General features: G+C 70.4%; 22 protein-coding genes. 10 read left to right on the forward strand and 12 right to left on the reverse strand.

The window, feature by feature from the left end; translation table 11 throughout:
- Positions 1–56: 56 nt before the first annotated feature.
- Genes ACWGJP_RS15085 through ACWGJP_RS15110 form a run of 6 tightly spaced genes read left to right on the forward strand, consistent with a single transcriptional unit; the run spans position 57 to position 6133 of the window.
- A complete protein-coding gene (locus ACWGJP_RS15085) occupies positions 57–1007 on the forward strand; it encodes a nucleoside hydrolase (protein ID WP_452330619.1) in 951 nt (316 codons plus the stop codon).
- Positions 1008–1038: 31 nt separating this feature from the next.
- Positions 1039–2349, forward strand: a complete 1311-nt coding sequence (locus tag ACWGJP_RS15090; RefSeq protein WP_452330620.1) for an ABC transporter substrate-binding protein — start codon at positions 1039–1041, stop codon at positions 2347–2349.
- Positions 2346–3299: a carbohydrate ABC transporter permease gene (locus tag ACWGJP_RS15095; RefSeq protein WP_452330621.1), complete on the forward strand. Its 954-nt coding sequence runs from the start codon at positions 2346–2348 to the stop codon at positions 3297–3299. The genes ACWGJP_RS15090 and ACWGJP_RS15095 overlap by 4 nt, the downstream gene beginning before the upstream one ends.
- Positions 3296–4150 (forward strand): carbohydrate ABC transporter permease, encoded by an 855-nt coding sequence (locus ACWGJP_RS15100; protein WP_452330622.1) that lies wholly within the window; start codon positions 3296–3298, stop codon positions 4148–4150. Before ACWGJP_RS15095 ends, ACWGJP_RS15100 begins: the two co-directional genes overlap by 4 nt.
- Positions 4147–5073 carry a ribokinase gene (locus ACWGJP_RS15105; RefSeq protein WP_452330623.1) on the forward strand — a complete coding sequence of 309 codons (927 nt, stop codon included), beginning with the start codon at positions 4147–4149 and terminating at the stop codon, positions 5071–5073. The genes ACWGJP_RS15100 and ACWGJP_RS15105 overlap by 4 nt, the downstream gene beginning before the upstream one ends.
- 25 nt (positions 5074–5098) lie before the next feature.
- Positions 5099–6133: a LacI family DNA-binding transcriptional regulator gene (locus ACWGJP_RS15110; protein WP_452330624.1), complete on the forward strand. Its 1035-nt coding sequence runs from the start codon at positions 5099–5101 to the stop codon at positions 6131–6133.
- A 13-nt stretch (positions 6134–6146) separates the two neighbouring features.
- Here the strand turns inward: ACWGJP_RS15110 and ACWGJP_RS15115 are convergent, their stop codons facing one another.
- From ACWGJP_RS15115 to ACWGJP_RS15140, 6 genes are all read right to left on the reverse strand, one after another.
- The gene (locus ACWGJP_RS15115) at positions 6147–6860 is read right to left on the reverse strand and encodes a glycerophosphodiester phosphodiesterase (protein ID WP_452330625.1); all 714 of its coding nucleotides are present in this window, start codon (positions 6858–6860) and stop codon (positions 6147–6149) included.
- Between the two features lie 6 nt (positions 6861–6866).
- Positions 6867–7898, reverse strand: a complete 1032-nt coding sequence (locus ACWGJP_RS15120; RefSeq protein WP_452330626.1) for an NAD(P)-dependent alcohol dehydrogenase — start codon at positions 7896–7898, stop codon at positions 6867–6869.
- An 88-nt stretch (positions 7899–7986) separates the two neighbouring features.
- Positions 7987–8655 (reverse strand): O-methyltransferase, encoded by a 669-nt coding sequence (locus tag ACWGJP_RS15125; protein ID WP_452330627.1) that lies wholly within the window; start codon positions 8653–8655, stop codon positions 7987–7989.
- 42 nt (positions 8656–8697) lie between these two features.
- The gene (locus ACWGJP_RS15130; RefSeq protein ID WP_452330628.1) at positions 8698–9639 is read right to left on the reverse strand and encodes a CPBP family intramembrane glutamic endopeptidase; all 942 of its coding nucleotides are present in this window, start codon (positions 9637–9639) and stop codon (positions 8698–8700) included.
- Positions 9636–10661 carry a DUF1648 domain-containing protein gene (locus tag ACWGJP_RS15135; RefSeq protein ID WP_452330629.1) on the reverse strand — a complete coding sequence of 342 codons (1026 nt, stop codon included), beginning with the start codon at positions 10659–10661 and terminating at the stop codon, positions 9636–9638. The genes ACWGJP_RS15130 and ACWGJP_RS15135 overlap by 4 nt, the downstream gene beginning before the upstream one ends.
- Entirely contained in the window at positions 10658–11008 is a 351-nt protein-coding gene (locus ACWGJP_RS15140; protein ID WP_452330630.1) for a GntR family transcriptional regulator, read from the reverse strand. Before ACWGJP_RS15140 ends, ACWGJP_RS15135 begins: the two co-directional genes overlap by 4 nt.
- 99 nt (positions 11009–11107) lie before the next feature.
- Between ACWGJP_RS15140 and ACWGJP_RS15145 the strand changes: the two genes are divergently transcribed.
- Both ACWGJP_RS15145 and ACWGJP_RS15150 read left to right on the forward strand, forming a co-directional pair.
- Positions 11108–11581: a DUF4442 domain-containing protein gene (locus ACWGJP_RS15145; protein WP_452330631.1), complete on the forward strand. Its 474-nt coding sequence runs from the start codon at positions 11108–11110 to the stop codon at positions 11579–11581.
- A gap of 29 nt (positions 11582–11610) precedes the next feature.
- Positions 11611–12864 (forward strand): APC family permease, encoded by a 1254-nt coding sequence (locus ACWGJP_RS15150; RefSeq protein WP_452330632.1) that lies wholly within the window; start codon positions 11611–11613, stop codon positions 12862–12864.
- On the opposite strand, the gene ACWGJP_RS15155 is transcribed toward ACWGJP_RS15150, so the two are convergent.
- From ACWGJP_RS15155 to ACWGJP_RS15165, 3 genes are all read right to left on the reverse strand, one after another.
- Entirely contained in the window at positions 12839–13630 is a 792-nt protein-coding gene (locus ACWGJP_RS15155; protein ID WP_452330633.1) for an SGNH/GDSL hydrolase family protein, read from the reverse strand. The genes ACWGJP_RS15150 and ACWGJP_RS15155 overlap by 26 nt on opposite strands.
- A gap of 38 nt (positions 13631–13668) precedes the next feature.
- Positions 13669–14928 carry a histidine--tRNA ligase gene (gene hisS / locus ACWGJP_RS15160; protein WP_452330848.1) on the reverse strand — a complete coding sequence of 420 codons (1260 nt, stop codon included), beginning with the start codon at positions 14926–14928 and terminating at the stop codon, positions 13669–13671.
- 64 nt (positions 14929–14992) lie between these two features.
- The gene (locus ACWGJP_RS15165) at positions 14993–15631 is read right to left on the reverse strand and encodes a MazG family protein (RefSeq protein ID WP_452330634.1); all 639 of its coding nucleotides are present in this window, start codon (positions 15629–15631) and stop codon (positions 14993–14995) included.
- Positions 15632–15708: 77 nt separating this feature from the next.
- Between ACWGJP_RS15165 and ACWGJP_RS15170 the strand changes: the two genes are divergently transcribed.
- The gene (locus tag ACWGJP_RS15170; protein WP_452330635.1) at positions 15709–18378 is read left to right on the forward strand and encodes a phosphoenolpyruvate carboxylase; all 2670 of its coding nucleotides are present in this window, start codon (positions 15709–15711) and stop codon (positions 18376–18378) included.
- A gap of 182 nt (positions 18379–18560) precedes the next feature.
- A complete protein-coding gene (gene gdhA, locus ACWGJP_RS15175; RefSeq protein WP_452330849.1) occupies positions 18561–19865 on the forward strand; it encodes an NADP-specific glutamate dehydrogenase in 1305 nt (434 codons plus the stop codon).
- Between the two features lie 144 nt (positions 19866–20009).
- On the opposite strand, the gene hutI is transcribed toward gdhA, so the two are convergent.
- The 3 genes from hutI to hutH are packed head-to-tail and all read right to left on the reverse strand — an operon-like array spanning position 20010 to position 24327.
- Entirely contained in the window at positions 20010–21158 is a 1149-nt protein-coding gene (gene hutI / locus ACWGJP_RS15180; RefSeq protein WP_452330636.1) for an imidazolonepropionase, read from the reverse strand.
- Entirely contained in the window at positions 21155–22798 is a 1644-nt protein-coding gene (hutU, locus tag ACWGJP_RS15185) for a urocanate hydratase (RefSeq protein ID WP_452330637.1), read from the reverse strand. Before hutU ends, hutI begins: the two co-directional genes overlap by 4 nt.
- Positions 22795–24327, reverse strand: a complete 1533-nt coding sequence (gene hutH / locus ACWGJP_RS15190) for a histidine ammonia-lyase (RefSeq protein ID WP_452330638.1) — start codon at positions 24325–24327, stop codon at positions 22795–22797. The genes hutU and hutH overlap by 4 nt, the downstream gene beginning before the upstream one ends.
- Positions 24328–24378: the final 51 nt, after the last annotated feature.

A 24378-nucleotide genomic window follows, 5' to 3' on the forward strand; every position in this document is an offset into this window, starting at 1 on the left:
TGATCATTCAACACGTGTCACACTCTGGTCAACACGAATTGAACGAAGGAGTTCGAATGCGGGTCATCCTCGACACCGACATGGCCATGGGCGTCCCCGGCTCTGAGATCGACGACGGGTTCGCCCTCGCCCTGATCCTCGCCGACGACGTCTTCGACCTGGAACTGGTCACCACGGTGAACGGCAATATCGACGTGGAATCGGGCACCTACCTGGCGGCCGAGCTGCTGGAGCGGCTCGGCCGCCAGGACATCCCCGTCGTCCGAGGCGCCGGCGCTCCCCTCGCCGAACCGGACCGCCTGCGCTCCGCGTCGGACGCCACGCGCAGCGCCTTCGGGCACCACATCGCCACTCCCGGCTACGCCGCCGCCGAGATCGCTCGGAGGGTGGTCGACGCGCCGGGCGAGATCACGGTGATCGCCATCGGCCCGCTGACGAACGTCGCCGCCGCCATCGATCTCGATCCGCGGGTCGCGACACACGTCAAGGAGATCGTGATCATGGGAGGCGTCTTCCTCCAGCAGACGAACAAGATCGGGATGCCTGGCGAGTTCAACTTCTGGGTCGACGCGCTGGCTGCGCGAGCCGTGCTGCGCTCCGGCGCTCCGCTGCGCCTGGTCGGGCTCGACGTCACCAACCGGGTGCGACTCACGCGCGAGCACGCCGCGCAGATGGCCGCGAGCGGACGCAGCTTCGGCGCCTTCGCCGGCGAATCCACCGTCGCGTGGATCGACGCGAACGCCCGCCGTCATCCAGGGGACACCGCCTCATCGGGTTCGTGCGCGATGCACGATCCGCTCGCCGTCGCCGCGATAAGCCGCCCCGAGCTGCTCACCTGGCGAGAGGCGCGCGTGGACGTCGTCGCCGACGACCCGGTCGGCCGCGGCATCTCCGTCGCGGACTTCCTGCTCTCTGAGGACTCCCCGTCCGCCAACGCGAGCGTCGCCGTGGATGTCGACGTCGACGCGTTCACGAGCTACTTCGTGGGCCGCATCGGCGCCCTCTGACCAACCCGCACCACCCGAGAAAGGCAAGAACATGCAACGACGCAGTATCGCCGCCGCCGCTCTCCTCGGCACGGCATCCCTCGTGCTCGCCGGATGCTCGGCGGACACCTCGTCTCAGGGAGCCGACAGCTGGTCGCTCCCCGATGAGGACCCGACCGCCACCATCCAGGTCCTCGGGCACCAGGCGGAGGACACCGGCATCCTCGAAGTGATCGACGCGTTCGAAGCCGCGCATCCGAGCATCACCGTCGAGTACGAGCCGGTGCCCTTCGACCAGCTCAACTCGATCCTCGATGCGCGCATCGGCAACAAGGACGGCAACCCCGACGTGTACTGGGCCGACCAGCCGCGCATCGCCACCCTCGCATCGCGAGGATTCACGGAACCCCTCACCGAGCAGTTCGCGGACGAGATCGGCGTGCTCGACGAGGCACCCGTCGAATCCAGCTCCTACGACGGCGACCTCTGGGCGCTGCCGATCGCGAACTCGACCCAGCTGCTCTACTACAACAAGGCGCTTCTCGATCAGGCCGGCCTGCCCTACCCCTCCGCCGCGCCGGAGGACCGCATGACCTGGGAGCAGCTCAGCGAGGTGGCCGCGCAAGCCGTCGACGGCGGCGCGAAGTACGGCATCCTGTTCGGTCAGCCGGACCGGTACTACCAGCTCGAGCCCCTGGCCGTCTCGCTCGGCGGCTCGGCGGGCGGAACGGGCGAGGGCAACCTCACCCCCGACATCACCTCGGACGCCTGGGTCGACGCGCTCGCCTGGTACGGCAGCATCTTCGCCGACGGACTCTCCCCGCAGGCGGTGAACTCCGAGCAGAGCTCTGAGGAGTTCCTCGCCGGGAACGTCGCGTACTTCGTGCAGGGCCCGTGGCTGGTGCCCAACCTCACCGGGGCGTCCGTCGAATGGGGCGTCGCGGCGCACCCCTACTTCGAGGGCGGAGAACCGGTGACCCCGACCGGGTCCTGGTCGCTCGCGATGAGCCCGTTCTCCGATGAGAAGGAGGCCGCGGCGATCTTCATGAAGTGGATGTCCATCGATGACGGCGGCGGGTACGCGGCGAATCTGCCCTCACCGGAGCTCCCCGTGAGCGCCGAGGGCAAGCAGGCGTACTACGACCGCGACATCTTCTCCTCGCCGGCGGGACAGGACGCCGCAGCGCTGATCGACTACGAGACCCAGAACACCGCGGTCCCCCGCCTGTCGAGCATCGGATACGTCGAGTTCGAGGAGATCCTCGGACGCGCCTACTCGGACGTCAAGAACGGCACCGACCCCGCGAAGGCGCTCGATGCCGCCAGCACCGAGCTCGAGACGGCGTGGGCGAAGTACCAGTGAGCACCACCGAACTCACCCAGGCCCGGGAGGCGGCGATACGTCGTCCGGCTCCCGGGCCCCGGCGCCGCACGGGTCTGCGCCGCGAGGCCCTATGGGCCGTCGCGTTCATCGCCCCCGCCCTGCTGGCCATCCTCAGCATGCGGGTGGCGCCTTCGCTCGGAGCTTTCTGGGCATCGCTGCACACGGCGTTCCCTGGCGGGCTGAAGGAGCCAGAATTCACCGGCTTCGACAACTACGCCGAGCTGTTCACCAGTGCGGCCTTCGGCGAGACCGTGCTGCGCACGCTCGTGTTCAACCTGATCATCAATCCGGCGCAGGTGCTCATCGCTCTCATGATCGCCGTGCTGCTCACGCGTCGGATCAGGGCGCGGATGCTCTGGCGGACGCTGATCTTCATCCCCGCGACCATCCCGATCGTCGGCTCGTCGATCGTCTGGGGGATCGCGATGCGCCCTGACGGGCCGCTCAACGCGATCCTGGAGGCCGTGGGCATCGGTCGCCAGCCGTTCCTGACCTCGCCGAGCCAGGCTCTCGCCTCGATCATGATCGTCGCCACGTGGGTCGGCGTCGGGTACTGGATGCTGTTTCTCATCTCAGGAATCGAGACCATCCCGGACGAGTACTACGAGGCCGCCAAGCTCGACAGGGCCGGCCCCATCCGGACGTTCTTCTCCGTCACGCTGCCGCTGCTCAAGCGTCCGCTGCTCTTCGTGCTCGTCGCGGACACCGTCGCCAACTTCGTCCTCTTCGTGCCGGTCCAGATGCTGACCGGCGGCGGACCGGAGAACTCGACGACGATGCTCATGTTCGACGCCTACCGCACCACGTACACATACAGCGACAAGAACCTCGGCTCGGCCGAGGTCGTGATCCTCACGCTGATCATGCTCGTCTTCGTCGCCGCCCAGTTCGCGCTCCTGCGCGAAGAACGACAGGGGAGCTCCGAATGAGCGGCATCCGCTATCGCCGGGCGCGCTGGACGCGCCCTTCCTGGCCGCTCACGGCCGTGACCGTGCTCGTCAGCGCGATCTTCGTCATCCCCGTGCTCTGGCTGGTCGCGGGATCCCTCCGGCCGGGATCCGAGATCTTCGAATCGCTGTCACCCCTGAGCTGGCACATCCTCATCCCGTCGTCCGTGACGCTGGACAACTACGCGGCGATGATCTTCGGCCCCTTCGGACGCTCGTTGGTGAACTCCCTCGTGGTCTGCCTGATCTCCGTGGCCGTCGGCACCGTGGTGTGCGCGCTGGCGGCATACGCCGTCGCCGTCCTGCGCTTCCCCGGGCGCGGCATCGTGTTCGCGATCGTCGTGGTCGGCTTCATGATCCCGTTCGAGGCGGTCGCGATCCCGCTCTCCCAGCAGTTCACGAGCTGGGGCCTCGCCAACACCATCACCGGTCTCGTGCTCCCCGGCATCGGCAACGGCCTCGCGATCTTCAACCTGCGCCAGCACTTCCTGTCGATCCCCTCCTCGTATCGCGAGGCCGCGAAGATCGACGGCGCATCGGAGCCTCGGATCTTCGCCTCGATCTACTGGCGCCTGGGCGGCGGTTCGCTGGTCAACTCGGCGCTGCTGATCTTCCTCGGCCAGTGGGGCGCCTACCTGTGGCCCCTTCTGGTGGTCTCCGATCGCAACCTCCAGGTGGCACCTGTCGCCCTGGCGCAGACGTTCGGCGAGCACAGTTCGGACTTCGGGCAGCACTTCGCCGGAGCGGTCATCCTGTCGCTCATCCCCGCGCTGCTCATGTTCGCCCTGCAGAAATCCTTCGGCGGCCTGTCCGTCGCGAGCGGAGAGAAATGACTCACACCCAGCCCGCCCATCCCGTCCTCGTCGTCGGCAGCGCGAATCGCGACTATCTCGTCCGCGTGCCGACGCTGCCCGCCCCCGGCGAGACCGTGCTCGCGCAGAGCATGAGCAACACCTGCGGCGGCAAGGGCGCCAACCAGGCGGTCGCGGCCTCGCGTCTGGGCGCGATGGTGAGCTTCGTCGGATGCGTCGGCGACGATCCGGACGGCGCCCTCCTGCTGCGCGAGCTGCGCGCGGAGGGGGTCGAGGTCTCCGACGTCACGGTGCTGCACGACGCGGACACCGGTCGTGCCTTCGTCTGGGTGGACGATCGAGGAGAGAACTCGATCGCCGTCGTGTCCGGCGCGAACTACCGGCTCTCCGCAGCGAAGGTGCAGCGGGTCGTGCGACGCACCGCGGCGGACGCCATCGTCGTGATCCAGGCCGAGATCCCCGCAGACGCGGTCACTGCGGCCGTGCGCGCGGCCGACACCACACGGATCGTGCTGAATCTCGCCCCGGTCATCACGCTTCCCGATGATGTCCTCTCCCGTGCCGACCCGCTCGTGCTCAACGAGGCGGAAGCATCGGCGCTGACCGGGATCGAGGTACGATCACCCGACGACGCGATGCGCGCCGCGCGGGCGATCCGTCCTCTTCCGCGCAGCGTCGTCGTCACGATCGGCGCAGGAGGTGCAGTGTGGACAGAGGGTCCGAGGTCAGGGATCGTTCCCCTCACCGAACATGTGCCCGTGGTCGACACGACCGGTGCGGGGGACGCCTTCGTCGGCGCACTCTCGGCCGCACTCGCGACGGGAAGCCCGCTCGATGCGGCCGTGCAGCACGGCGTGCGTTCGGGGAGCTACTCGGTGACGCGCCCTGGCGCCCAGGCCTCCTACGCGCGGGAGGCAGACCTCGTCCGCGTGCACGCGTCCTGAGCACGCCGGAGCCGGGGAGGCCATCGTGGCCGTGACCCGCGCCCAGGTCGCCGCCCAGGCCGGCGTGTCACCCGCCGTGGTGTCCTATGTCATCAACGGAGGACCTCGCCCTGTCTCCGCCGATGCCAGGCGACGGGTGGAGCAGGCGATCGCCGATCTCGACTATCGCCCGAACGCCGTCGCCTCCGCGCTGCGTCGCGGCAGTACGAGGATGATCGGGCTGCTCACGGACAGCCCGATCAATCCGTTCTTCGCCGAGCTCGCCGAGGCCATCGCGAAAGAGGCCACCCATCACGGCCTGGCCCTGACCCTCGGAATCGTCGACGTCGTGGGTGAGAAGCACGTCCCCTTCCTGAAGTCGGTCGTCGATCACCGGGTCGACGGCGTGATCGCGGCGACCGACCACTACTCCCTGCTCGCCAACGAGGTGCTCGGCACCGTCCCCGTCGTAGCGATCCAGAGCACGAGGAGCCACGTCGTCGGCACATCCGGTGAGGTGGGATTCGACAACGAGCACGCCGCACGCCTCGCCGTGGAGCACCTCCTCTCGCACGGCTATCCGGAGGTCGCCTGCGTCGCCGGACCCTGGCATTCCGCGAGCGCGGACGGTCGCCTGATCGGATGGCGTGAGACGCTCGTCGACGCCGGGCATCCGGCGGGTGACGACCTCGTCGAGCATGCGGAGTTCTCCGCGGCAGGAGGGCGGGCGGCGACCTACGCGCTGCTGGGCCCGAGCGCACGTCATCTCAGCCGGGCACGCCGGCCGAGAGCGATCTTCGTCTCCTCGGACGTGCAGGCGATCGGGGTGCTCCAGGCCTGCGCCGAGCTGGGGCTGAGCGTCCCGGACGACGTCGCGCTGGCATCCATCGACGGAACCGACCTGGCTCTCCGGTTGAGCCCACCGCTGACCAGCGTCCGCCAGCCCTTGGATCAGATGGCCGCCGCCGCGATCGAAGCGCTGCTGGAGAGCACAGACGATTCGCCGGCGTCGACGAAGGTCGTGCGGGGCAACCTCGTCGTGGGACTCAGCTGCGGGTGCACGCACGACATCCACCTCTGAGAGCCGGTTGCGCTCACTGCTGGATCGTCCACCGCCATCGCAGCGCTGACGAAGGATCATCGGCCGTGACGCCGTCGACGCCGAGGGCGGACGCCCTCCGCATGTCGTCGAGCGAACGCACCGGCCAGACGTGCACCTCGATCCCCTCGGCATGGAGCTCGCCCACCCGCTCCCTGGTGAGGCCGGCGAATCCGCAGGCGAGCCTCGACGCATCGGCGCGACGCAGCATCGCCTCGATGGAGTGCTCCACATCGGAGAGGAGCTCGGACACGATCAGCTGACGGCGAAGGCGCGGCATGGCATCGGCCGCGTCGCGCAGCGCTTCGACAGAGAACCCGCTGAGGATGGTGCGCCGCGCATCCGCCGGACGCGCACGGAAGAACTCCGCCAGGTGCGGGACCGCGGCGGGGTCCTTGATCTCCAGCTGGATCCTGGATCGCGTCGCATCGTACATCTCGGCGAGCGTCACCACGCTGCGTCCCGAATCGAGCACGGCGGAGCGAAGCTCTCCCAGAGTGAGGTCGGCGACGGGGCCGAGCCCGCGCGCCGAGTCGTCGCCCGCAGTGCGGTCGAGCGTGGCGTCGTGCAGGATGATCAGCCCCGCGTCCGAGCTGAGTCGCACGTCCAGTTCGATCTCATCGACGCCGACGTCCTCGGCGAGGGCGAAGGAGGCGAGGCTGTTCTCCGGCCGTTGCGCCATCGCGCCGCGGTGACCGACGACGAGCATCCCGCCTCACTCCCCCGTCGGTATGCCGTGGGGATGGACGATCGCCTTCATCGAATCGGCGACGTCCGCGGCGAGCGTGAGCGCCGACTCGGTGTCCTCGAGCGCGAAGCGGTGGGTGACGAGCGGCTCCACGTCGACGCGACCGCTGGAGACCAGCGCGATGGCCGTCGGCCAGGTGTGCGCGTAGCGATTCACGAGGGAGATCGAGATCTCCTTGACGTTCAGCCTCGACAGGGGCAGGGTCACATCCTGCTTGGGCATGCCGACCATGGCCGCCCGCCCGCCATTGCGCAGCCGCCAGAGTCCCGCGGCGAGCGCGCCCGGCGCGCCTGAGCACTCCAGGAGGACGTCCGCATCCTCGTGTCCTGGTCCCTCCGGCACCGCGCCGACGAGCTCGGTGCGAAAGCCCATGGACGCGGCGAACGCGAGACGGAACGCGGAGATGTCGGAGACGACGACGTCGGCCGCGCCTTCCGCACGGGCCACCTGCGCGGCGAGGATGCCGACCGGCCCCGCGCCCGTCACCCGCACGCGGTCGCCGGGGAGCAGTCCGGCACGCCGGCACGCCCAGAGACCGACGGACAGCGGCTCGCACAGCGCCGCCGCCTCGAACGACATCGTGTCGGGAATCGGGAAGAGGTTGCGCGCATCGATCACGAGGTGCTGGACGAGTGCGCCGTCGTACGGCGGCGTCGCCAGGAAGATGAAGTCCGGGCAGAGATGGTATCTCCCGGCGAGGCACTCGCCGCAGTTGCGGCACGGTGTGCCCGGCTCGATCGCGACGCGATCGCCCGCCGCCACCGCGGTGACGCCGTCGCCCGTCGCGATGACGGTCCCTGCCGCTTCGTGCCCGAGGATGATCGGACCGTCGACCTTCCAGTCGCCGATGTACCCGACGCGGTAGTACGCCGTGTCCGAGCCGCAGATGCCCACCGCCTCGATGCGCACGAGCGCCTGCCCCGGCGCGGGCATCGGCATCGGCACCTCCTGCACCTCGATCGAGCCCAGCGCGGGCATGACCGCCGCGAGATTCGCCATCGGAACTCCTTCCTGCCACGACGGAGCCTGCGACTCCGTCATCCCCGGCTCACGCTATCCGGGATGACAGGAACACGGGAAGAACCGCTCAAACGAGCACGGCCAGCGCGAAGCCGTCCCATCCCTTGAGCCCGACGGTCTGCATCGCCGTCGCGTCGAAGCGGTCGTCCTCGCCCAGCATCCGCAGCCCCTGTCGTGTGCCGATGACACGCGGATCGCTCGTCTCGTCGTCGACGATGTCCCCCTCGCGCCCGATATTGTCGACCACCACGACGGTTCCCGGGCGTCCGAGGCGCGCGGCCCAGTCGAGATAGATCGTGTTGGACTCCTTGTCCGCATCGATGAACACCAGATCGAACGGCTCCGCGCCGTCGAGCGACGGGAGCACCTCGGCGCCCCGCCCGATGCGGATGTCGACCCGGTCGCCGACGCCCGCGGCATCCAGATTCTGGCGGGCGACCGCCGCATTCGCCGGCTCCGCCTCGATGGTCACGACGCGACCCTCCTCGCCGACGGCCCTGGCCAGCCAGATCGTCGAGTATCCCCCCAGCGTGCCGATCTCGAGCACCCGGCGCGCACCGGAGATGCGGGCGAGCAGGTTCAGCAGCTTGCCGCCCACCGGTGCGACCTCGATCGACGGCAGGCCGGCGGCGTGCTGCGCGTCCAGCGCCGCCTCGAGCGCTCGATCGTGCCCGACGAGGGTGTCGGAGAGGAAGACGTCGGCTGCGCGCCAGTTCTCGGGAGTGGATTCCGCCATGTGCTCAGCCAACCCTCGGCCGGGCGGCGCGTCAAGCCCGCCTCAGCGCTCCGGCGACAGGAGGCGCATCGGCCCGCCGTCGAGCTCCGGCTGCCTCCGGAACTGACCGCACAGCGCGAGGACGACCGCGGTCACGGCGCAGACGATCCACCCCGCGACGCCGAGCGGACCGGCCAGCGCCATGTCGACGCTCGTCCCCGCGGCGACGAACCACGCGATCATCCCGGCCGAGGCGTTCAGAGATCCGTGCGCGAACACCGCGGGCCACACGGATGCCGAACGCAGGCGCAGCCATCCGAGGAGCACGCCCCATGCGATGCATCCGGCCGTCATGAACAGCACGCCGGAGACGTCGAGGCGACCGAAGTTGTAGCCCAGCAGGATGACGGGGCTGTGCCAGAGTCCCCAGATCACTCCGCTCACGAGAAGCGCGGGCCAGGTGCCGAGCGGCCGGAGCGCAGGCATCAGGAAGCCGCGCCAGCCGAGCTCCTCCCCGAAGGCCATCACGGCGTTGATGGTCGCTGCGGCGATCGGGATCGAGATCAGCTGCGAGGCGATGACCAGCCAGGTCGGCGGCAGCGGAACGCCTTCGGGTACAGCCTTCTCCAGCGTCTGCGTGAAGCCGGAGAGCCCGACGAGGTCGAGCTGCACCCAGCCCAGCAGGGCAGCCACGCACACCGAGAGCGCGACGAGCGCCACGGGCGCGAACAGGGCGATGACGCTCATCCACACGACCCTGCGGGCGGGGCGCAGTGGCCAGATCCCCAGGAATCGCAACCGCTCGCCGCGAGGCACGGGCCGGAGCACCAGCATCACGATCAGCACGGCGATCGCGGGCGTGAACATCATCACCGGCAGCACGAACGGCGCGAGCGGATCGGCGAGGCCATCGCCCAACCACAGCGGAAGGGCGACCAGCCAGGCCAGACCGCACGCGATGAGGACGAAGGAGACGGTGACGGTCGCCCGAACGCGGGCGGTCATGCGCCCGCCTCCGTCGCACGCCGCGCGGCCACGGCGAGCACGGACGCCGCCGTCTCGGCGTCGTCGACCGTCACGACGAACGGCTTCCCCCGGCGCTGCTCGATCTGCAGCGCCTCTCCTCGGCGCAGGACGAGGCCTCGGCGCCCGTCCGTGCCGATGCGATACCCCCATCCGCCGAACTCGGCGAACGGATCGATCTGCACGACGCGCACCGACTCGATCTTCGCCGCGGGGATGAAGAAACGCGGCCACCCCGCGACCGATCGCACGCGCAGTCCCGCACCGCTGACGTGCACGCGGAACACGAGCATGGTGACCACGAGTACCGCGAGCAGGACGCCGATGATCCCGGTGAGCCACCACCCCTCGACGCCGGTCGCGCCCATGAGGACGGAGATCGCCAGGACGGAGAAGACCGAGATGCCGAGGACCACCTGGCCGCTCTTCGCCGTGGCGGCCGTGCCCATCCAGACAGCCCGCTCGGACCCTGCCAGCGCGAGCGGCTCGGCCGAGGCACCGGCATCGGGGTCGACCTGCGCACGCGGCTGCACGAGCCATCCGAGAACGGCCACCGCCGCCATGACGCCGAGGCCGAGCAGCACCGATGGGGTGATGTCCGGGGCATCCGCGGCATCGTCGAGACCGCGCTGCACCCCGACCGCGATCAGCGAGGTCAGCGCCATCATCACCGCGAGGGCGAGGCTGGCGGCCCCGAGCAGCCGCGCCGTTCCCGACCAGGTCGGTGACGAGTCTGCGGTGGATGCCCGCGGACGATGCGCGAAGAAGGCCATGACAGCGAAGAGGGCGACGAAGAGCCCGCCGAGCCCGAGCGGCAGTGCGAGATACGTCCAGCCGGGCCCAAAGCCGTCGACCCCGCCCGGGCCCCAGTGGATGGCGGCGGGTTCGGGGATGTCAGGGAGCCACGCCGCGACGAGGATCGCCGCCAGGACGAGGATCGCGGCGGGCGCGATCACCCCGACCCAGACGAAGGCGGATCTGGCACGGCGGACGTCGGCGTTCATGCGGGGGTCTCCTTCACGAGAGCGGCGAGGGTGGCGGGTGAGAGCCCGAGGGAGGCTGCACGGGCGACGAGGGCGGCGATGTCCTGGGCGAGCTCGGCGAGCGGTGCGGCGGATGCGGAGACCACCGCGCCCCTCCCCCTCCGCAGGTCGACGAGCCCCTCGTCGCGCAGCTGCTGGTAGGCGTGCAGGACGGTGTGCTGATTGACCTCGAGCGCTTCGGCCACCTCGCGCGCAGGAGGCAGGCGGTCTCCGGGGGCGAGCGCTCCGGAGAGCACATCCGCCCGCACGGACGCCGCCACCTGCTCGAACAGCGGGCGCGGGCTGTCGGCGTCGATCCTGATCAGCATGTCACCTCCAATGTTCTAGTAATTCTAGTCGAACTATAACTACTGTGTGAACCCTCCATCGCACTTCGCCGCTGAGACGGGCTCCGGCACACTGGCCGCATGAAGATCACTCCTCGTCGGCTCGCCATCGGCATGAGCCTGTGGATCCCCAACCTGTTCAGCGGCATCCGCGTCCGCCGCTTCAGCGCGGACTGGACGAAGGCGAGCGTCGAACTGCACGTCAACGTCTTCACCCGCAACTACGTGAAGACCGCCTTCGGCGGGTCGATGAGCGCCATGACCGACCCCTACTTCTTCATGCTCGTGATGCATCAGCTCGGCCGCGACTACGTCGTCTGGGACACCAGGGGCGAGATCGAGTTCCTCACGCCGGGGCGCGGCGTCCTCACCGCCGAGTTCGAGGTCCCCCGGGAGCGGGTCGACGAGATCCGCGAACGCGCCAAGGGCGGCGCCAAGGTCCTCGAGTGGTTCGAGACCGTCATCACCGACCGTGACGGCGCCGTCGTCGCCCGCGTGCGCCGGGAGGTCTACATCCGGGAGAAGAAGCGGGTCACCGCCGCGCGGGCCACCTGACGTTCACCTGCCCGTGCCAGCATGGGCGCATGCCCCTCGCCCGCCGCCTGACGCTCGGTGATGCCGTCGCCATCGGCCTCGGCTCCATGATCGGCGCCGGCGTCTTCGCGGTCTGGGGACCAGCGATCGGCGCCGCCGGTTCCGGCGTCCTCATCGCCCTCGCCATCGCGGCCGTCGTCGCCCTCTGCAACGCGATCAGCTCCGCCCAGCTCGCCGCACAGCACCCGGTCGCCGGTGGCACGTACGCCTACGCACGGGCGGAGATCGGCCCATGGTGGGGATTCGTCGCCGGCTGGTCGTTCGTGATCGGGAAGATCGCCAGCTGCGCCGCGATGGCCATGACCTTCGCCGCATACGCCGCCCCCGAGGGCTGGCAGATCCCGGTCGCGGTCGCCGCCGTCGCCGCCCTCACCGCGGTGAACTGCTTCGGCGTCACCAGGACAGCGCTCGCCACGCGCATCCTCGTCGTCGCCTCGCTTCTCGGGCTGGCGGTCGTCGTGGCCGCCGGCGCATCCGGCGGCGGCCACGCGGCTCCTGCTCCCCTGCCTGAGGCGACGGCGTACGGGGTCCTGCAGGGTGCGGGGCTGCTCTTCTTCGCGTTCGCCGGCTACGCACGCATCGCGACGATGGGCGAGGAGGTCGTCGACCCCGCACGCACGATCCCCCGCGCGATCGTCCTCGCCCTCTCCGGCGCCGTCGTCGTCTACCTCGCGATCGGGATCACCGTGATCCATGTGCTCGGGGCGGATGCCGTCGGAGCATCCGCCCCGCTCGTCGAAGTCATCACCGTCGCGGGGTGGGATCTCGCCGCCCCCGTGGTCCGCGTTGCCGCCGCGGCGGCGTCGCTGGGAGCGCTGCTCGCCCTGCTCACCGGCATCGGGCGCACGACCCTCGCCATGGCGCGCGAGTCCGACCTGCCGCACGCGTTGTCGGCGATCGACCCCCGCTGGCAGGTCCCCCGCCGCGCCGAGATCGCGATCGGCATCATCGTGATCGGCATCGTGATCGTGGCGGACCTGCGCGAGGCGATCGGCTTCTCCTCCTTCGGCGTGCTGCTGTACTACCTCATCGCGAACGCCGCCGCCTTCCGTCAGGACGCGGCGCACCGCCGCTCTCCGCGCGTCCTGCAGATCGTCGGCGCGCTCGGCTGCCTCGTCCTCATGAACACGCTGCCCGTGCTCGCCTCCCTGGTGGGGGCAGGGGTCGTGCTCGTCGGGGTGGTGTACCGGATGCTCCGACTCCGTAGGCAGGCGCGGCTCAGCGACGGACCTGCAGCACGCTGAGGACGGCGGGCAGCAGCGCCTCGGCGGTCTGCCGGTAGCCGGCCGCACTGGGATGGAACCTGTCGAGGCTGAACATCGCGTCCGGCTCCTCGTAGAACGCGGGCCCGACGAGCTGCCGCAGGTCGACCGGCACGGCCCCGGTGCGCCATGCCACTCTGGTCTGCTCCAGCGCCAGTCGGCGCGACATCCGCGACAGCAGGGCGCGCAGCGGCTGAGGCACGGGACGAAGCGTCCCGAGATCGGGACAGGTGCCGACGACGACGGGCGTTCCGGCATCCTGCAGCCGCCGGATCGCCTCCTCTAACTGATCGGCGGCCTCGGATGCCGGGACGAGATGGGTGACGTCGTTGCCGCCGACGACGATGACGGCGACATCCGCGCGGTAGTCGTCCTCCAACGCATCCAACTGCCCTGCCAGCGCGGAGGATTCCGACCCGACCACCGCGGCCGTGCGCAGCCGCACCGGTTGCTCGATCCTCCTGGCCAGCCCCTTCGCAAGGCGTCCGCCGAGTGTCTGCTTGCGGTGGGCGGCGCCGAGGCCTGCCGCGAGCGAATCCCCCAGCAGGAGCAGCTCGACCGGCCGCCCATCCAGAGCACGCTGCCAGACCCGGTCCGCGTCGATCGAGACCTCGCCGAGCGGCTTCCCGATCCGACGTCGCGCGATCGCCGCCTGGCGATCGAGCAGTCGGCGCACGGCGAGAACGATCACGCCGACGGCGACCAGGCATCCGGCGATCAGGGCGAGCGCTCTCCTCGTGCGGGACACACCGGCAGTGAACACCCCTCACATGAACCGGTGGTGAATCAGTCGAGCTGCTTGATCTCCAGAGAACCGGCCGCGGCGTCCGCCGACACCGTTGCGAACGCGGTGTAGCCGTCGGCGGATGCGCGCTCCAGGAGCGCCTTGAGGTTCTTCGTCCTGCGCTCCAGCCGCACCCTGGCGCCGCCTTCGATCAGGCCCGCCTTGTGTGCGACGAGCTCGGCGACCGGGACGTCGGCGTCGTGGACGAGCACGATCGCGTCTGCCGCGCTGTCGTCCGCCTCGGCGACCAGGTCGACGAGGCGTTCGAAGCCGAGCGAGAAGCCGACCGCCGGGACCTGCTGCCCGAGGAAGCGCCCGATCATGCCGTCGTACCGACCGCCGCCGCCGAGCGAGTACGACACCGAGGGGTGTGCCAGCTCGGCGATCGTCCCGGTGTAGTAGCCCATGCCGCGCACGAGGAACGGATCGAACACGAGCGGGATCTCCCCCTCGATCCCCCGGCCGGCCGCCACGGCGTCGCCGATGCCGACGAGGTGCGCGACGATCTCGTCCGGCGCATCGTCCGGCAGCGCCTTGCGGATCTGCCGCTCGCCGTAGGAGTTGTACTCCATGGTCTGCGGACGGCGCAGGAACGCCTCGAAGGCATCGACGGCAGAGGCCTCAGCCCCGCGTTCGCGCAGCTCGGCGACGATGCCCTCCGGGCCGATCTTGTCGAGCTTGTCGATCGTGATCAGCACGCCGGGCCGCTCGTCCTCGGCGAAGCCGAAGGAGTCGAGCATCCAGTCCAGCACGCGCCTGTCGTTGATCCTGATCGTCGCTCCCTCGAGCCCCAGCGCGTCGACAGCGTCCAGCGAGGCGACCATGAGCTCCGCCTCCGCACGCGCCGAGTCGTCGCCGATGATGTCGATGTCGCACTGCACGAACTGCCGGTAGCGCCCCTTCTGCGGGCGCTCCGCACGCCAGACCGGACCGATCTGGATGGAGCGGAAGACCCCTGGAAGCTGCGCACGATTGCTGGCGTAGAAGCGTGCGAGCGGGACGGTCAGGTCGTAGCGCAGCCCGAGGTCGCTCAGGGCAGCAGGATCGTCCGCCGCCTGCCGGATTCCGTCCGCGTCGAGACCGCGGCGCAGGATGTTGTAGGAGAGCTTCTCGTTGTCGCCGCCGATGCCGGCGTGCAGCCGGTCGTACTCCTCGACGACGGGCGTCTCGATCTCGTCGAACCCGTGCGCCAGATAGCGCTCGCGGATGACGGAGAGCACGCGCTCACGGCGCGCCTTGTCGGCGGGGAGGATGTCGCGCATGCCGCGCGGCGGGTTCACAGTGGCCACTCCCCCATCTTTCCAGGTCGTCGGGGCGCCGGTGCCCTCAGCCAGCTTCGGCCGCGCGGACCTCGTCTTCGAGCGCCCGCACGCGCTCGCGGAGCGCACGCTCTGCGTCCCAGCCGTTGGCGCGCGCCTGGCCGACGAGGGCCAGCAGCGCGTCGCCCAGCTCGGCCTCGGATGCGGGGGAAGCCGGGCGCGCTTCGGCGGGCTCGGCGAGCGGGAGGGACGCCGCGCGACCGAGCACCTTCTGGGCCAGCGCGAGCGCGGGCATCCCGCGTGGGATGCCGTCCAGAGCGCTCGTCCTCGCGCGCTTCTCCGCCGCCTTGGCGGCGTTCCAGTGCACGAGAACCTCCTCGGGCGTCGTGGCGACGGCATCCGCGAAGACATGAGGATGACGCCTGACCATCTTCTCGGTCAGCGTGCGGGCGACGTCATCGATGTCGAAGGGATCCTCTGCGTCCTCCGCGGCGATCGCGGCGTGGAACAGCACCTGCCAGAGGAGATCCCCCAGCTCCTCCCTCAGTTCCGCCCTGTCCTCGCGCTCGACGGCGTCGATGAGCTCGTGCGATTCCTCGATGAGATACGGCACGAGCTCGCGGTGCGTCATCGCCCTCGTCCACACGCAGCGCTCGCGCACCGCCCGCATCGTCTCCGCGGCGTCCCGCAGCGCATCGTCCGTCATGACCTCCACCGTATCCAGCGCGTTAACGCCATGTCACGCGGTCAGGAGCACTCCGCGCACCGGGATACGCTCGAATCATGACCCCCGAGCCCACACCCACGGAAGCCATTCGCGTCATCGGCCGCTTCGAAGCGGGCCAGGGCATCCCCGAGGCGATGCGCGCCGATGTCCGCATGCTCGGCGCCCTGCTCGGCCAGGTGCTGCGCGAGTCCGGCACGCCAGGCCTGTTCGAGGATGTCGAGCGCCTGCGCCTGGCGACGATCCAGGCCTACGACGAGGACAGCCTCGAGGCCTTCGAGCGCGCCGCCGCCATCGCCGACTCCTTCACCATCGCCCGCGCTGACGAGGTGGCCCGCGCCTTCACCGCGTACTTCCACCTGGTGAACCTCGCCGAGGAGCATCAGCGCGTGCGCGTGCTCCGCGAGCGTGCAGGCCAGCCGGGCAGGGAGGACGCCACCGACACCGTCGCCACGGCCTTCGCGCAGCTGCGCCGAGAGGTCGGCGATGACGAGGCGCAGCGACGCCTGGCGGGGCTCCGCTTCCACCCGGTCTTCACCGCGCACCCCACCGAGGCCCGCCGCCGCGCCGTGTCCACGAGCATCCGGCGCCTCTCCGACCTGCTGACCCAGCACGACGCCGCGAGCGAGGGCGGCGCGGAGGAGCGCCGCGCACGCCGCCGGATGCTCGAAGAGATCGACACCCTCTGGCGCACCGCGCCGCTTCGCGCAGAGAAGCCGACCCCCGTCGACGAGGTGCGAACCGTCATGAGCGTCTTCGACGAGACGCTGTTCACCACCGTCCCGCACGTCTACCGGCGCATCGACGACGCCCTGCGCGGCGACGACTCCGGTGCCAGCGCCCCCGTGTTGCCGCCCTTCGTGCGGGTCGGCTCCTGGGTCGGCGGCGACCGCGACGGAAACCCCTTCGTCACGGCATCCGTCACCCGCGAGGCGGCGCAGATCGCCTCCGACCACGTCCTGCAGGGGCTCGAGCGCGCGCTCACCCGCATCGGCCGCACCCTGACGCTCGACGCGGAGGGCACTCCTGCCTCCCCGGCGGCCGCCGCACTCTGGGAGTCGTTCGCCGCCACAGACGCCGAAGGGGCGACCGCGATCTCCGCCCGCTCCCCCGGCGAGCCGCACCGCCGCCTGCTCCTGCTGTTCGCACGCCGCGTCGCGGCGAAGCGCACCGGCGCCGCAGGCGGATACGGCCACCCCGACGAGCTGCTCTCCGATCTGCGCACCGTGCAGGACTCCCTCATCGCCGCAGGCGCGCGACGGCACGCCTTCGGCGGCGTGCAGCACCTCATCTGGCAGGTGCAGACCTACGGCTTCCACCTCACCGAGCTCGAGGTGCGCCAGCACTCGCAGGTGCACCGGCAGGCGCTCGCCGAGCTAGACGCAGGAGCGGAGCCGAGCGAGAAGACCACCGAGGTCCTCGAGGTGTTCCGCGCCGTCGCCGAGATCCAGCGCTCGTACGGTCCGAATGCGGCAGGCCGTTACGTGGTCTCCTTCACGCAGTCCGCCGAGGACCTCGCGAACGTGCACCGGCTCGCCCGCTACGCACTCGGCGACGATGCACCCGTGCTGGATGTCGTGCCGCTGTTCGAGACGTTCGCAGACCTCCAGGCGGCGCCGGCGATCCTCGCCGAGGTCGTGACCTTCCCCGAGTTCCGCGCGCGGATGGCCGCGACCGGCAACCGCCTCGAGGTCATGCTCGGGTACTCGGACTCCTCGAAGGACGTCGGCCCGGTCGCCGCGAACCTCGCGCTCTACGAGGCGCAGCAGAAGATCGCCCAGTGGGCGGTGGATGCCGGCATCGAGCTGACGCTGTTCCACGGTCGCGGCGGCGCGCTCGGCCGCGGCGGCGGCCCCGCGAACTCGGCGATCCTCGCCCAGCCGCCGCACTCCGTGGACGGCCGGTTCAAGCTCACTGAGCAGGGCGAGGTCATCTTCGCCCGCTATGGCGAGCCCGCGATCGCGATGCGGCACATCGACCAGGTCGCCGCGGCGACGCTGCTGGCGTCCTCGCCGACGGTCGAGGAGCGCACCAGCGGCGCGGCCGCCCGGTTCGCCGATGTCGCCAGGATCATGGACGCCGCCTCCCGTGAGCGCTTCTTCTCGCTGGTGAAGTCCGAGGGATTCGCGCCCTGGTTCGCCACCGTGACCCCGCTCGAGGAGATCGGCCTGCTGGCGCTGGGCTCCCGCCCGGCTCGCCGCGGACTCTCCGTGGAGTCGCTGGAGGATCTCCGCGCGATCCCGTGGGTGTTCGCGTGGACGCAGGCCCGCATCAACCTGGCCGGCTGGTTCGGCCTCGGCACCGCACTGGAGGCCGTCGGCGACGAGGCCCTTCTGGCGGAGGCGTACCGCGAGTGGCCGCTGCTTCGCACCATGATCGACAACGTCGCGATGAGCCTGGCGAAGACGGATGAGCGCATCGCGCGCCGCTACCTGGCTCTCGGCGACCGCGACGACCTGGCCCAGCTCGTGCTCGACGAACTGACGCTGACCCGCGAGTGGGTGATCCGCCTGACCGGCGGCAACGGCCTGCTGGAGAACAAGCCCGTACTGCAGCGGGCTGTGCAGCTGCGCAGCCCCTACGTCGACGCCCTGTCGCTGCTCCAGCTGCGCGCACTCCGGGCGCTGCGCTCGGAGGAGCCGACGGGTTCTGGAGCGGATGCCGAACAGCAGCGACTCCTGCTGCTCAGCGTCTCGGGCGTCGCGGCCGGCCTGCAGAACACCGGGTGATCCCCGGCGTGTAACCTGCCGGAAACATTCGCGTAGAGTGGGGAATCGCGCCGATCCGGCGCGCCCCCTCTCCCGCGACACGATCGCCTCCCCCGCATCCTGCTTCAGAAAGCCGTTCTCGCGTGTCCGAAACCCTCTCGCTCCACCCGCTCCCCGCTGCCGTCCAGCCCGTCTTCGAAGCCGTGCAGGGCCGCAGCCCGCACGAGCAGGAGTTCCAGCAGGCCGTGCACGAGGTGCTCGGATCCATCGCGCCCGTGCTCGAGGCGCGTCCGGAGTACGTGGACGCCGGGATCCTCGAGCGCGTGGTGGAGCCGGAGCGCCAGATCATGTTCCGCGTGCCGTGGGTCGACGACGCAGGACGCCTGCAGGTGAACCGCGGCTACCGCATCCAGTTCTCCTCCGTGCTCGGGCCGTACAAGGGCGGCCTGCGCTTCCACCCCTCGGTGAACCTGTCGATCATCAAGTTCCTCGGCTTCGAGCAGATCTTCAAGAACGCTCTCACCGGTCAGGGCATCGGCGGCGCGAAGGGCGGCAGCGACTTCGACCCGCACGGGCGCTCCGACGCCGAGATCATGCGCTTCTGCCAGTCGTTCATGAGCGAGCTGTGGCGTCACCTCGGTGAGCACACCGACGTCCCCGCCGGAGACATCGGCGTCGGCGGCCGCGAGATCGGCTACCTGTTCGGCACCTACCGCAAGATCACCAACCGCCACGAGTCCGGCATGTTCACCGGCAAGGGAACGGCCTGGGGCGGCGCCGAGGTGCGCACCGAGGCGACCGGCTACGGTGCGGTCTTCTTCGCCGAGGAGATGCTCGCCGTCAAGAACGAGTCCCTCGACGGCAAGCGCGTCGCGGTCTCCGGTTCCGGAAACGTCGCGATCTATGCGATCCAGAAGGCGACCCAGCTCGGCGCGACCGCGGTCACGGCATCCGATTCCTCCGGCTACGTCGTCGACGACGCCGGCATCGATCTCGATCTGCTGCGTCAGATCAAGGAGGTCGAGCGCGGCCGCATCGTCGAGTACGCGAACCGTCGTCCGAGCGCGCGTTTCGCCGAGGGCGGCAGCGTCTGGGAGGTCCCCGTCGACATCGCGGTCCCGTCCGCGACGCAGAACGAGCTGGGCCTCGCCGATGCGCAGGCGCTCATCGCGAACGGCGTCCGCGCCGTCTCAGAGGGCGCGAACATGCCCTGCACCCCCGAGGCCGTCGAGGCCTTCCAGTCGGCCGGTGTGCTCTTCGCGCCGGGCAAGGCCGCGAACGCCGGCGGCGTTGCGACCTCTGCCCTGGAGATGAGCCAGAACGCCTCACGTCAGCGCTGGGCCTTCGAGGACAGCGAGCGCAAGCTGCGCCAGATCATGTCCGACATCCACAGCGCCGCCTTCGACGCCGCCGAGCGCTACGGCCGCCCCGGCGACTACGTCGCGGGCGCCAACATCGCCGGCTTCGAGCGCGTCGCCGACGCGATGATCGCCCAGGGCGTCATCTGAGCTGCGCCGATGCGCGGATGCGCTGATGCACTGAGCCGAATCCCGGACCCGCAACGTCGTGTACAGCGTGTCGAGCATCCGACACACCGGCACTCGGCTCGTTCGTCCGGGATCCGGCTCGCACGCTGACGACCCCAGGATGCGTCAGCACGCTCTGACCCCGTCCTTCCACACGCCTGCGACCAGCGGAACACCCGGCCGGTAGGCCAGGTGCACCAGGGTGGGCGCGTCGAGCAGCACGAGGTCGGCGCGCGCACCCTCCACGATCCGACCGATGTCGTCCCTGCGCAGCGCCATGGCGCCGCCGAGCGTCGCCGCGCGAACCGCCTCGGCCGGCGTCATCCCCATGTCGCGCACCGCGACGGCGATGCAGAACGGCATGGAGCTGGTGAAGCTGGAGCCGGGGTTCGTGTCGCACGCGATCGCGACGCTCACGCCGGCGTCGATGAGGCGACGGGCGTCGGGGTAGGGCTGACGCGTGGAGAACTCCACGCCGGGGAGCAGGGTGAGCACGGTCTCCGATGCCGCGAGCAGCGCGATGTCGTCGTCGGTGAGGTACGTGCCGTGGTCCACGGATGCCGCGCCGAGCTCGACGGCGAGGGAGATGCCCTCCCCCAGGCCGAGCTGGCTCGCGTGCACGCGCGGGGCGAGGCCGCGTGCGATGCCCGCCTCGAGCACCCTACGGCTCTGCGCCGGCGTGAAGGCGCCGGTCTCGCAGAACACGTCGATCCAGCGGGCGTGCGGGGCGCAGGCCTCGAGCATCGGCCCGGTGACGAGATCGACGTAGGCGTCAGGGTCGTCGGCGTACTCCGCGGGGACGACGTGCGCCCCGAGGAACGTCACCTCGGGGGTGATCTCGGCGGCGAGGCGCACCAGGCGGTGCTCGTCGACGACGGTGAGCCCGTACCCGCTCTTCACCTCGATCGTCGTGGTGCCCTGGGCCAGCATCTCGTCCCTCAACCGGCGCATCCTCATGCGCAGCTCGTCGTCCGTCGCAGCGCGGGTCGCGGCGACCGTGGAGCGGATGCCTCCGGCGGCATAGGGCTGCCCCGCCATCCGCGCCTCGAACTCGGCCGCACGGTCACCGGCGAAGACGAGGTGGCTGTGGCTGTCGACGAAGCCGGGGATGACGGCGCGCCCCTCGGCGTCGATGACCTCTGCGGCATCCGGCGCATCGACCGCCTGACCGGCCCAGACGATGCGGCCGTCGTCGATGAGCACGGCGGCGTCGGAGAGCGTCCCGGCATCCGTGTTGGTGGTCAGCTCGCCGATGTTCGTGAGGAGGATGCTCATGGCATCGGCACCTTCAGACCGCGCTCGCGGGCGATCTCGCGGGCGTGCTCGTAACCGGCATCCACGTGACGCATGACGCCGGTGCCCGGATCGTTCGTGAGCACCCTGGCGAGCTTCTCCGCGGCGAGCGGCGTGCCATCGGCGACCGTGACCTGACCGGCATGGATCGAACGGCCGATGCCGACGCCGCCGCCGTGGTGCAGCGAGACCCAGCTCGCGCCCGACGCCGTGTTCAGGAGCGCGTTCAGCAGCGGCCAGTCCGCGATCGCGTCCGAGCCGTCCTTCATGGCCTCGGTCTCGCGGTAGGGGCTCGCCACGGATCCGGCGTCGAGGTGGTCGCGCCCGATCACGATCGGCGCCTTCAGCTCCCCGGACGCCACCATCTCGTTGAACTTCAGACCGGCGAGGTGGCGCTCCTGATACCCGAGCCAGCAGATACGGGCCGGCAGCCCCTCGAAGTGCACCTTCTCCCCCGCCTGCGCCAGCCAACGGTGCAGTGCGGTGTCCTCTGGGAAGAGCTCGGCGATGGCACGGTCCGTCTTGGCGATGTCCTCCGGGTCTCCGGAGAGGGCAGCCCACCGGAATGGCCCTCTGCCCTCCTCGAACTGCGGGCGGATGTACGCGGGGACGAATCCGGGGAAGGCGAAAGCGTTCTCGAAGCCGCCCAACTGCGCCTCGGCCCTGAGGGAATTGCCGTAGTCGAACACCGCGGCGCCTGCCTCCTGGAAGCCGACCATCGCCTCGACGTGCCTGGCCATCGAGGCGCGTGCTCGCTCGGTGAACCCCGCAGGGTCGCCCGCGGCCTCGTCCTTCCACGACTCGAACGGCACCTCGGAGGGCAGGTACGCGAGCGGATCGTGCGCGCTGGTCTGGTCCGTGACGATGTCGATCGGGACGCCTCGGCGCAGCAGATCGGGGAAGACGTCGGCCGCGTTGCCCACAACCCCCATCGATACCGCCTCGCCCGCGTCCTTGGCGACGAGGACGCGGGAGACCGCCGCCTCGAGGTCGGTCGTGTACTGGTCAAGATACCCGTGCTCCACCCGGCGTGCCAGCCGGGACTCGTCGACGTCGACGATGAGCACGGCACCCCCGTTCATCGTCACCGCGAGCGGCTGCGCGCCGCCCATCCCACCCGCACCGGCCGTGAGCGTCAGGGTTCCCGCCAGCGAGTCGCGACCGAGCGAGCGGGCGACCGCGGCGAAGGTCTCGTAGGTGCCCTGGAGGATCCCCTGCGTGCCGATGTAGATCCATGATCCGGCGGTCATCTGGCCGTACATGGTGAGCCCCAGCGCCTCGAGGCGGCGGAACTCCGGCCAGGTCGCCCAGTCGCCGACGAGGTTCGAGTTCGCGATGAGCACGCGCGGCGCCCACTCGTGCGTGCGGAAGACGCCGACGGGCTTTCCGGACTGCACGAGCAGCGTCTCATCCGGCTCCAGTTCGTCGAGGGTGCGCACGATCGCGTCATACGCCTCCCAGCTGCGCGCCGCGCGGCCGGTGCCGCCGTAGACGACGAGGTCCTCCGGATGCTCGGCGACCTCGGCGTCGAGATTGTTCATCAGCATCCGCTTTGCGGCCTCCGCGCCCCAGCTCTTCGCGGTGCGCTCCGCGCCACGTGGCGCTCTGATCTGCCTTTTCATGCGATGACCTCCTGTGCGGTGCGGGCGACGGCGCCCGTTCGGACGAGCTCGGTGACGGCCTCCATCTCTGGCGAGAGGAAGCGGTCGGGGCCGGGCCCTGCGGCCACGGTGCGCACCAGGGTGCGGACGGCTCCGGTCGACGGCCCCGGTTGCAGAGGCGCGCGCAGGTCGAGGGCACGCGTCCCGGTGAGGATCTCGATCGCCAGCACCCTGGCGAGCCCGTCCAGGGCACGCCGGAGCTTGCGCGCCGCCGCCCATCCCATCGAGACGTGGTCCTCCTGCATGGCGGAGGACGGGATGGAGTCGACGGATGCCGGCACGGCGAGCCGCTTGAGCTCTGCGACGATCCCCGCGGCCGCGTACTGCGCGATCATGAGCCCGGAGTCGACTCCGGCCTCGTGGGCCAGGAACGGCGGCAGGTCGCGGTTGCGCGCCGGATCGAGCGCGCGGTCGGTGCGCCGCTCGGAGATGCCGGCGACATCGGCCACCGAGATCGCCAGGAAGTCGAGGACGGCGGCGACCGGGGCTCCGTGGAAGTTGCCGTTGGACTCGATCCGCCCGTCGAGCGTGATCACGGGGTTGTCGATGACGCTGGCCAGTTCTCGCGTCGCGATCGTCGCGGCGTGCTCCATGGTGTCGCGGGCCGCGCCGTGCACCTGGGGCGAGCAGCGCAGCGAATAGGCGTCCTGGACGCGGCCGTCTTCCGGGCCGCGGTGGCTCGCCACGATCGGAGAGCCGGCGAGGAAGGCGCGCAGGTTCGAGGCCGACTCCGTCTGGCCGCGCTGCGGGCGCAGCGCCATGAGGTCGGCGGCGAAGACCGCATCGGTGCCGAGCTGGCTCTCCACGGAGATCGCGGCGGCGAGGTCGGCGGTGACGAGGAGCGTCTCGAGATCGTGCAGGGCGAGCGCGAGCATGGCCAGCATCCCGTCGGTGCCGTTGATGAGCGCGAGCCCCTCCTTCTCCTCCAGGACGAGGGGCGCGATGCCCGCAGCGGCGAGGGCGTCGGATGCTGCGGCGAGCGCACCGTCGGCGGTGCGCACTTCGCCCTCGCCCATCGCCGCGAGCGCGATGTGCGCGAGTGGCGCCAGGTCGCCCGAGCATCCGAGCGAGCCGTACTCCCGCACGATGGGGGTGATCCCCGCGTTCAGCATGGCAGCATACGTCTCGGCGACGACAGGGCGGACCCCGGTGCGACCCGAGACGAGGGTCTGCAGGCGCAGCAGGTGCAGGCCGCGAACGACCTCCCGCTCGACCTCGGTGCCGGTGCCGGCGGCGTGCGAGCGGATGAGACTCGCTTGCAGCTGCCGGCGACGATCCGCGGCGATGAAGGTCGTCGCCAGCGCACCGAATCCGGTCGAGACCCCGTAGTGCGGGTTGGGGTCTGCGGCGAGCGCGTCGACAACGGCCCTCGTCGCCGAGACGCGATCGAGAGCCGAGGAGTCGAGGACGACGGTGGCGCCGTGCCTGGCGACCGCCACCACGTCGTCGATCGTGAGGGGGGCTGCTCCGACGGTCACCTGCGCGTTCATGCTCCCGATTCCACACCGGCGAGCACACCCGCGGCAGGGGGTTGTGCGATC

It is taken from the genome of Microbacterium sp. NPDC055903, assembly GCF_053615555.1.

Excerpts from the sequence above, each read along its gene's own strand:
- ACWGJP_RS15085 (WP_452330619.1), top strand. The coding sequence starts at position 57 with ATGCGGGTCATCCTCGACACCGACATGGCCATGGGCGTCCCCGGCTCT.
- ACWGJP_RS15090 (WP_452330620.1), top strand. The coding sequence starts at position 1,039 with ATGCAACGACGCAGTATCGCCGCCGCCGCTCTCCTCGGCACGGCATCC.
- ACWGJP_RS15100 (WP_452330622.1), top strand. The coding sequence starts at position 3,296 with ATGAGCGGCATCCGCTATCGCCGGGCGCGCTGGACGCGCCCTTCCTGG.
- ACWGJP_RS15105 (WP_452330623.1), top strand. The coding sequence starts at position 4,147 with ATGACTCACACCCAGCCCGCCCATCCCGTCCTCGTCGTCGGCAGCGCG.
- ACWGJP_RS15115 (WP_452330625.1), bottom strand. The coding sequence starts at position 6,860 with ATGCTCGTCGTCGGTCACCGCGGCGCGATGGCGCAACGGCCGGAGAAC.
- ACWGJP_RS15120 (WP_452330626.1), bottom strand. The coding sequence starts at position 7,898 with ATGGCGAATCTCGCGGCGGTCATGCCCGCGCTGGGCTCGATCGAGGTG.
- ACWGJP_RS15125 (WP_452330627.1), bottom strand. The coding sequence starts at position 8,655 with ATGGCGGAATCCACTCCCGAGAACTGGCGCGCAGCCGACGTCTTCCTC.
- ACWGJP_RS15130 (WP_452330628.1), bottom strand. The coding sequence starts at position 9,639 with ATGACCGCCCGCGTTCGGGCGACCGTCACCGTCTCCTTCGTCCTCATC.
- ACWGJP_RS15135 (WP_452330629.1), bottom strand. The coding sequence starts at position 10,661 with ATGAACGCCGACGTCCGCCGTGCCAGATCCGCCTTCGTCTGGGTCGGG.
- ACWGJP_RS15140 (WP_452330630.1), bottom strand. The coding sequence starts at position 11,008 with ATGCTGATCAGGATCGACGCCGACAGCCCGCGCCCGCTGTTCGAGCAG.
- ACWGJP_RS15145 (WP_452330631.1), top strand. The coding sequence starts at position 11,108 with ATGAAGATCACTCCTCGTCGGCTCGCCATCGGCATGAGCCTGTGGATC.
- ACWGJP_RS15150 (WP_452330632.1), top strand. The coding sequence starts at position 11,611 with ATGCCCCTCGCCCGCCGCCTGACGCTCGGTGATGCCGTCGCCATCGGC.
- hisS (WP_452330848.1), bottom strand. The coding sequence starts at position 14,928 with ATGCGCGACATCCTCCCCGCCGACAAGGCGCGCCGTGAGCGCGTGCTC.
- ACWGJP_RS15165 (WP_452330634.1), bottom strand. The coding sequence starts at position 15,631 with ATGACGGACGATGCGCTGCGGGACGCCGCGGAGACGATGCGGGCGGTG.
- ACWGJP_RS15170 (WP_452330635.1), top strand. The coding sequence starts at position 15,709 with ATGACCCCCGAGCCCACACCCACGGAAGCCATTCGCGTCATCGGCCGC.
- hutI (WP_452330636.1), bottom strand. The coding sequence starts at position 21,158 with ATGAGCATCCTCCTCACGAACATCGGCGAGCTGACCACCAACACGGAT.
- hutU (WP_452330637.1), bottom strand. The coding sequence starts at position 22,798 with ATGAAAAGGCAGATCAGAGCGCCACGTGGCGCGGAGCGCACCGCGAAG.
- hutH (WP_452330638.1), bottom strand. The coding sequence starts at position 24,327 with ATGAACGCGCAGGTGACCGTCGGAGCAGCCCCCCTCACGATCGACGAC.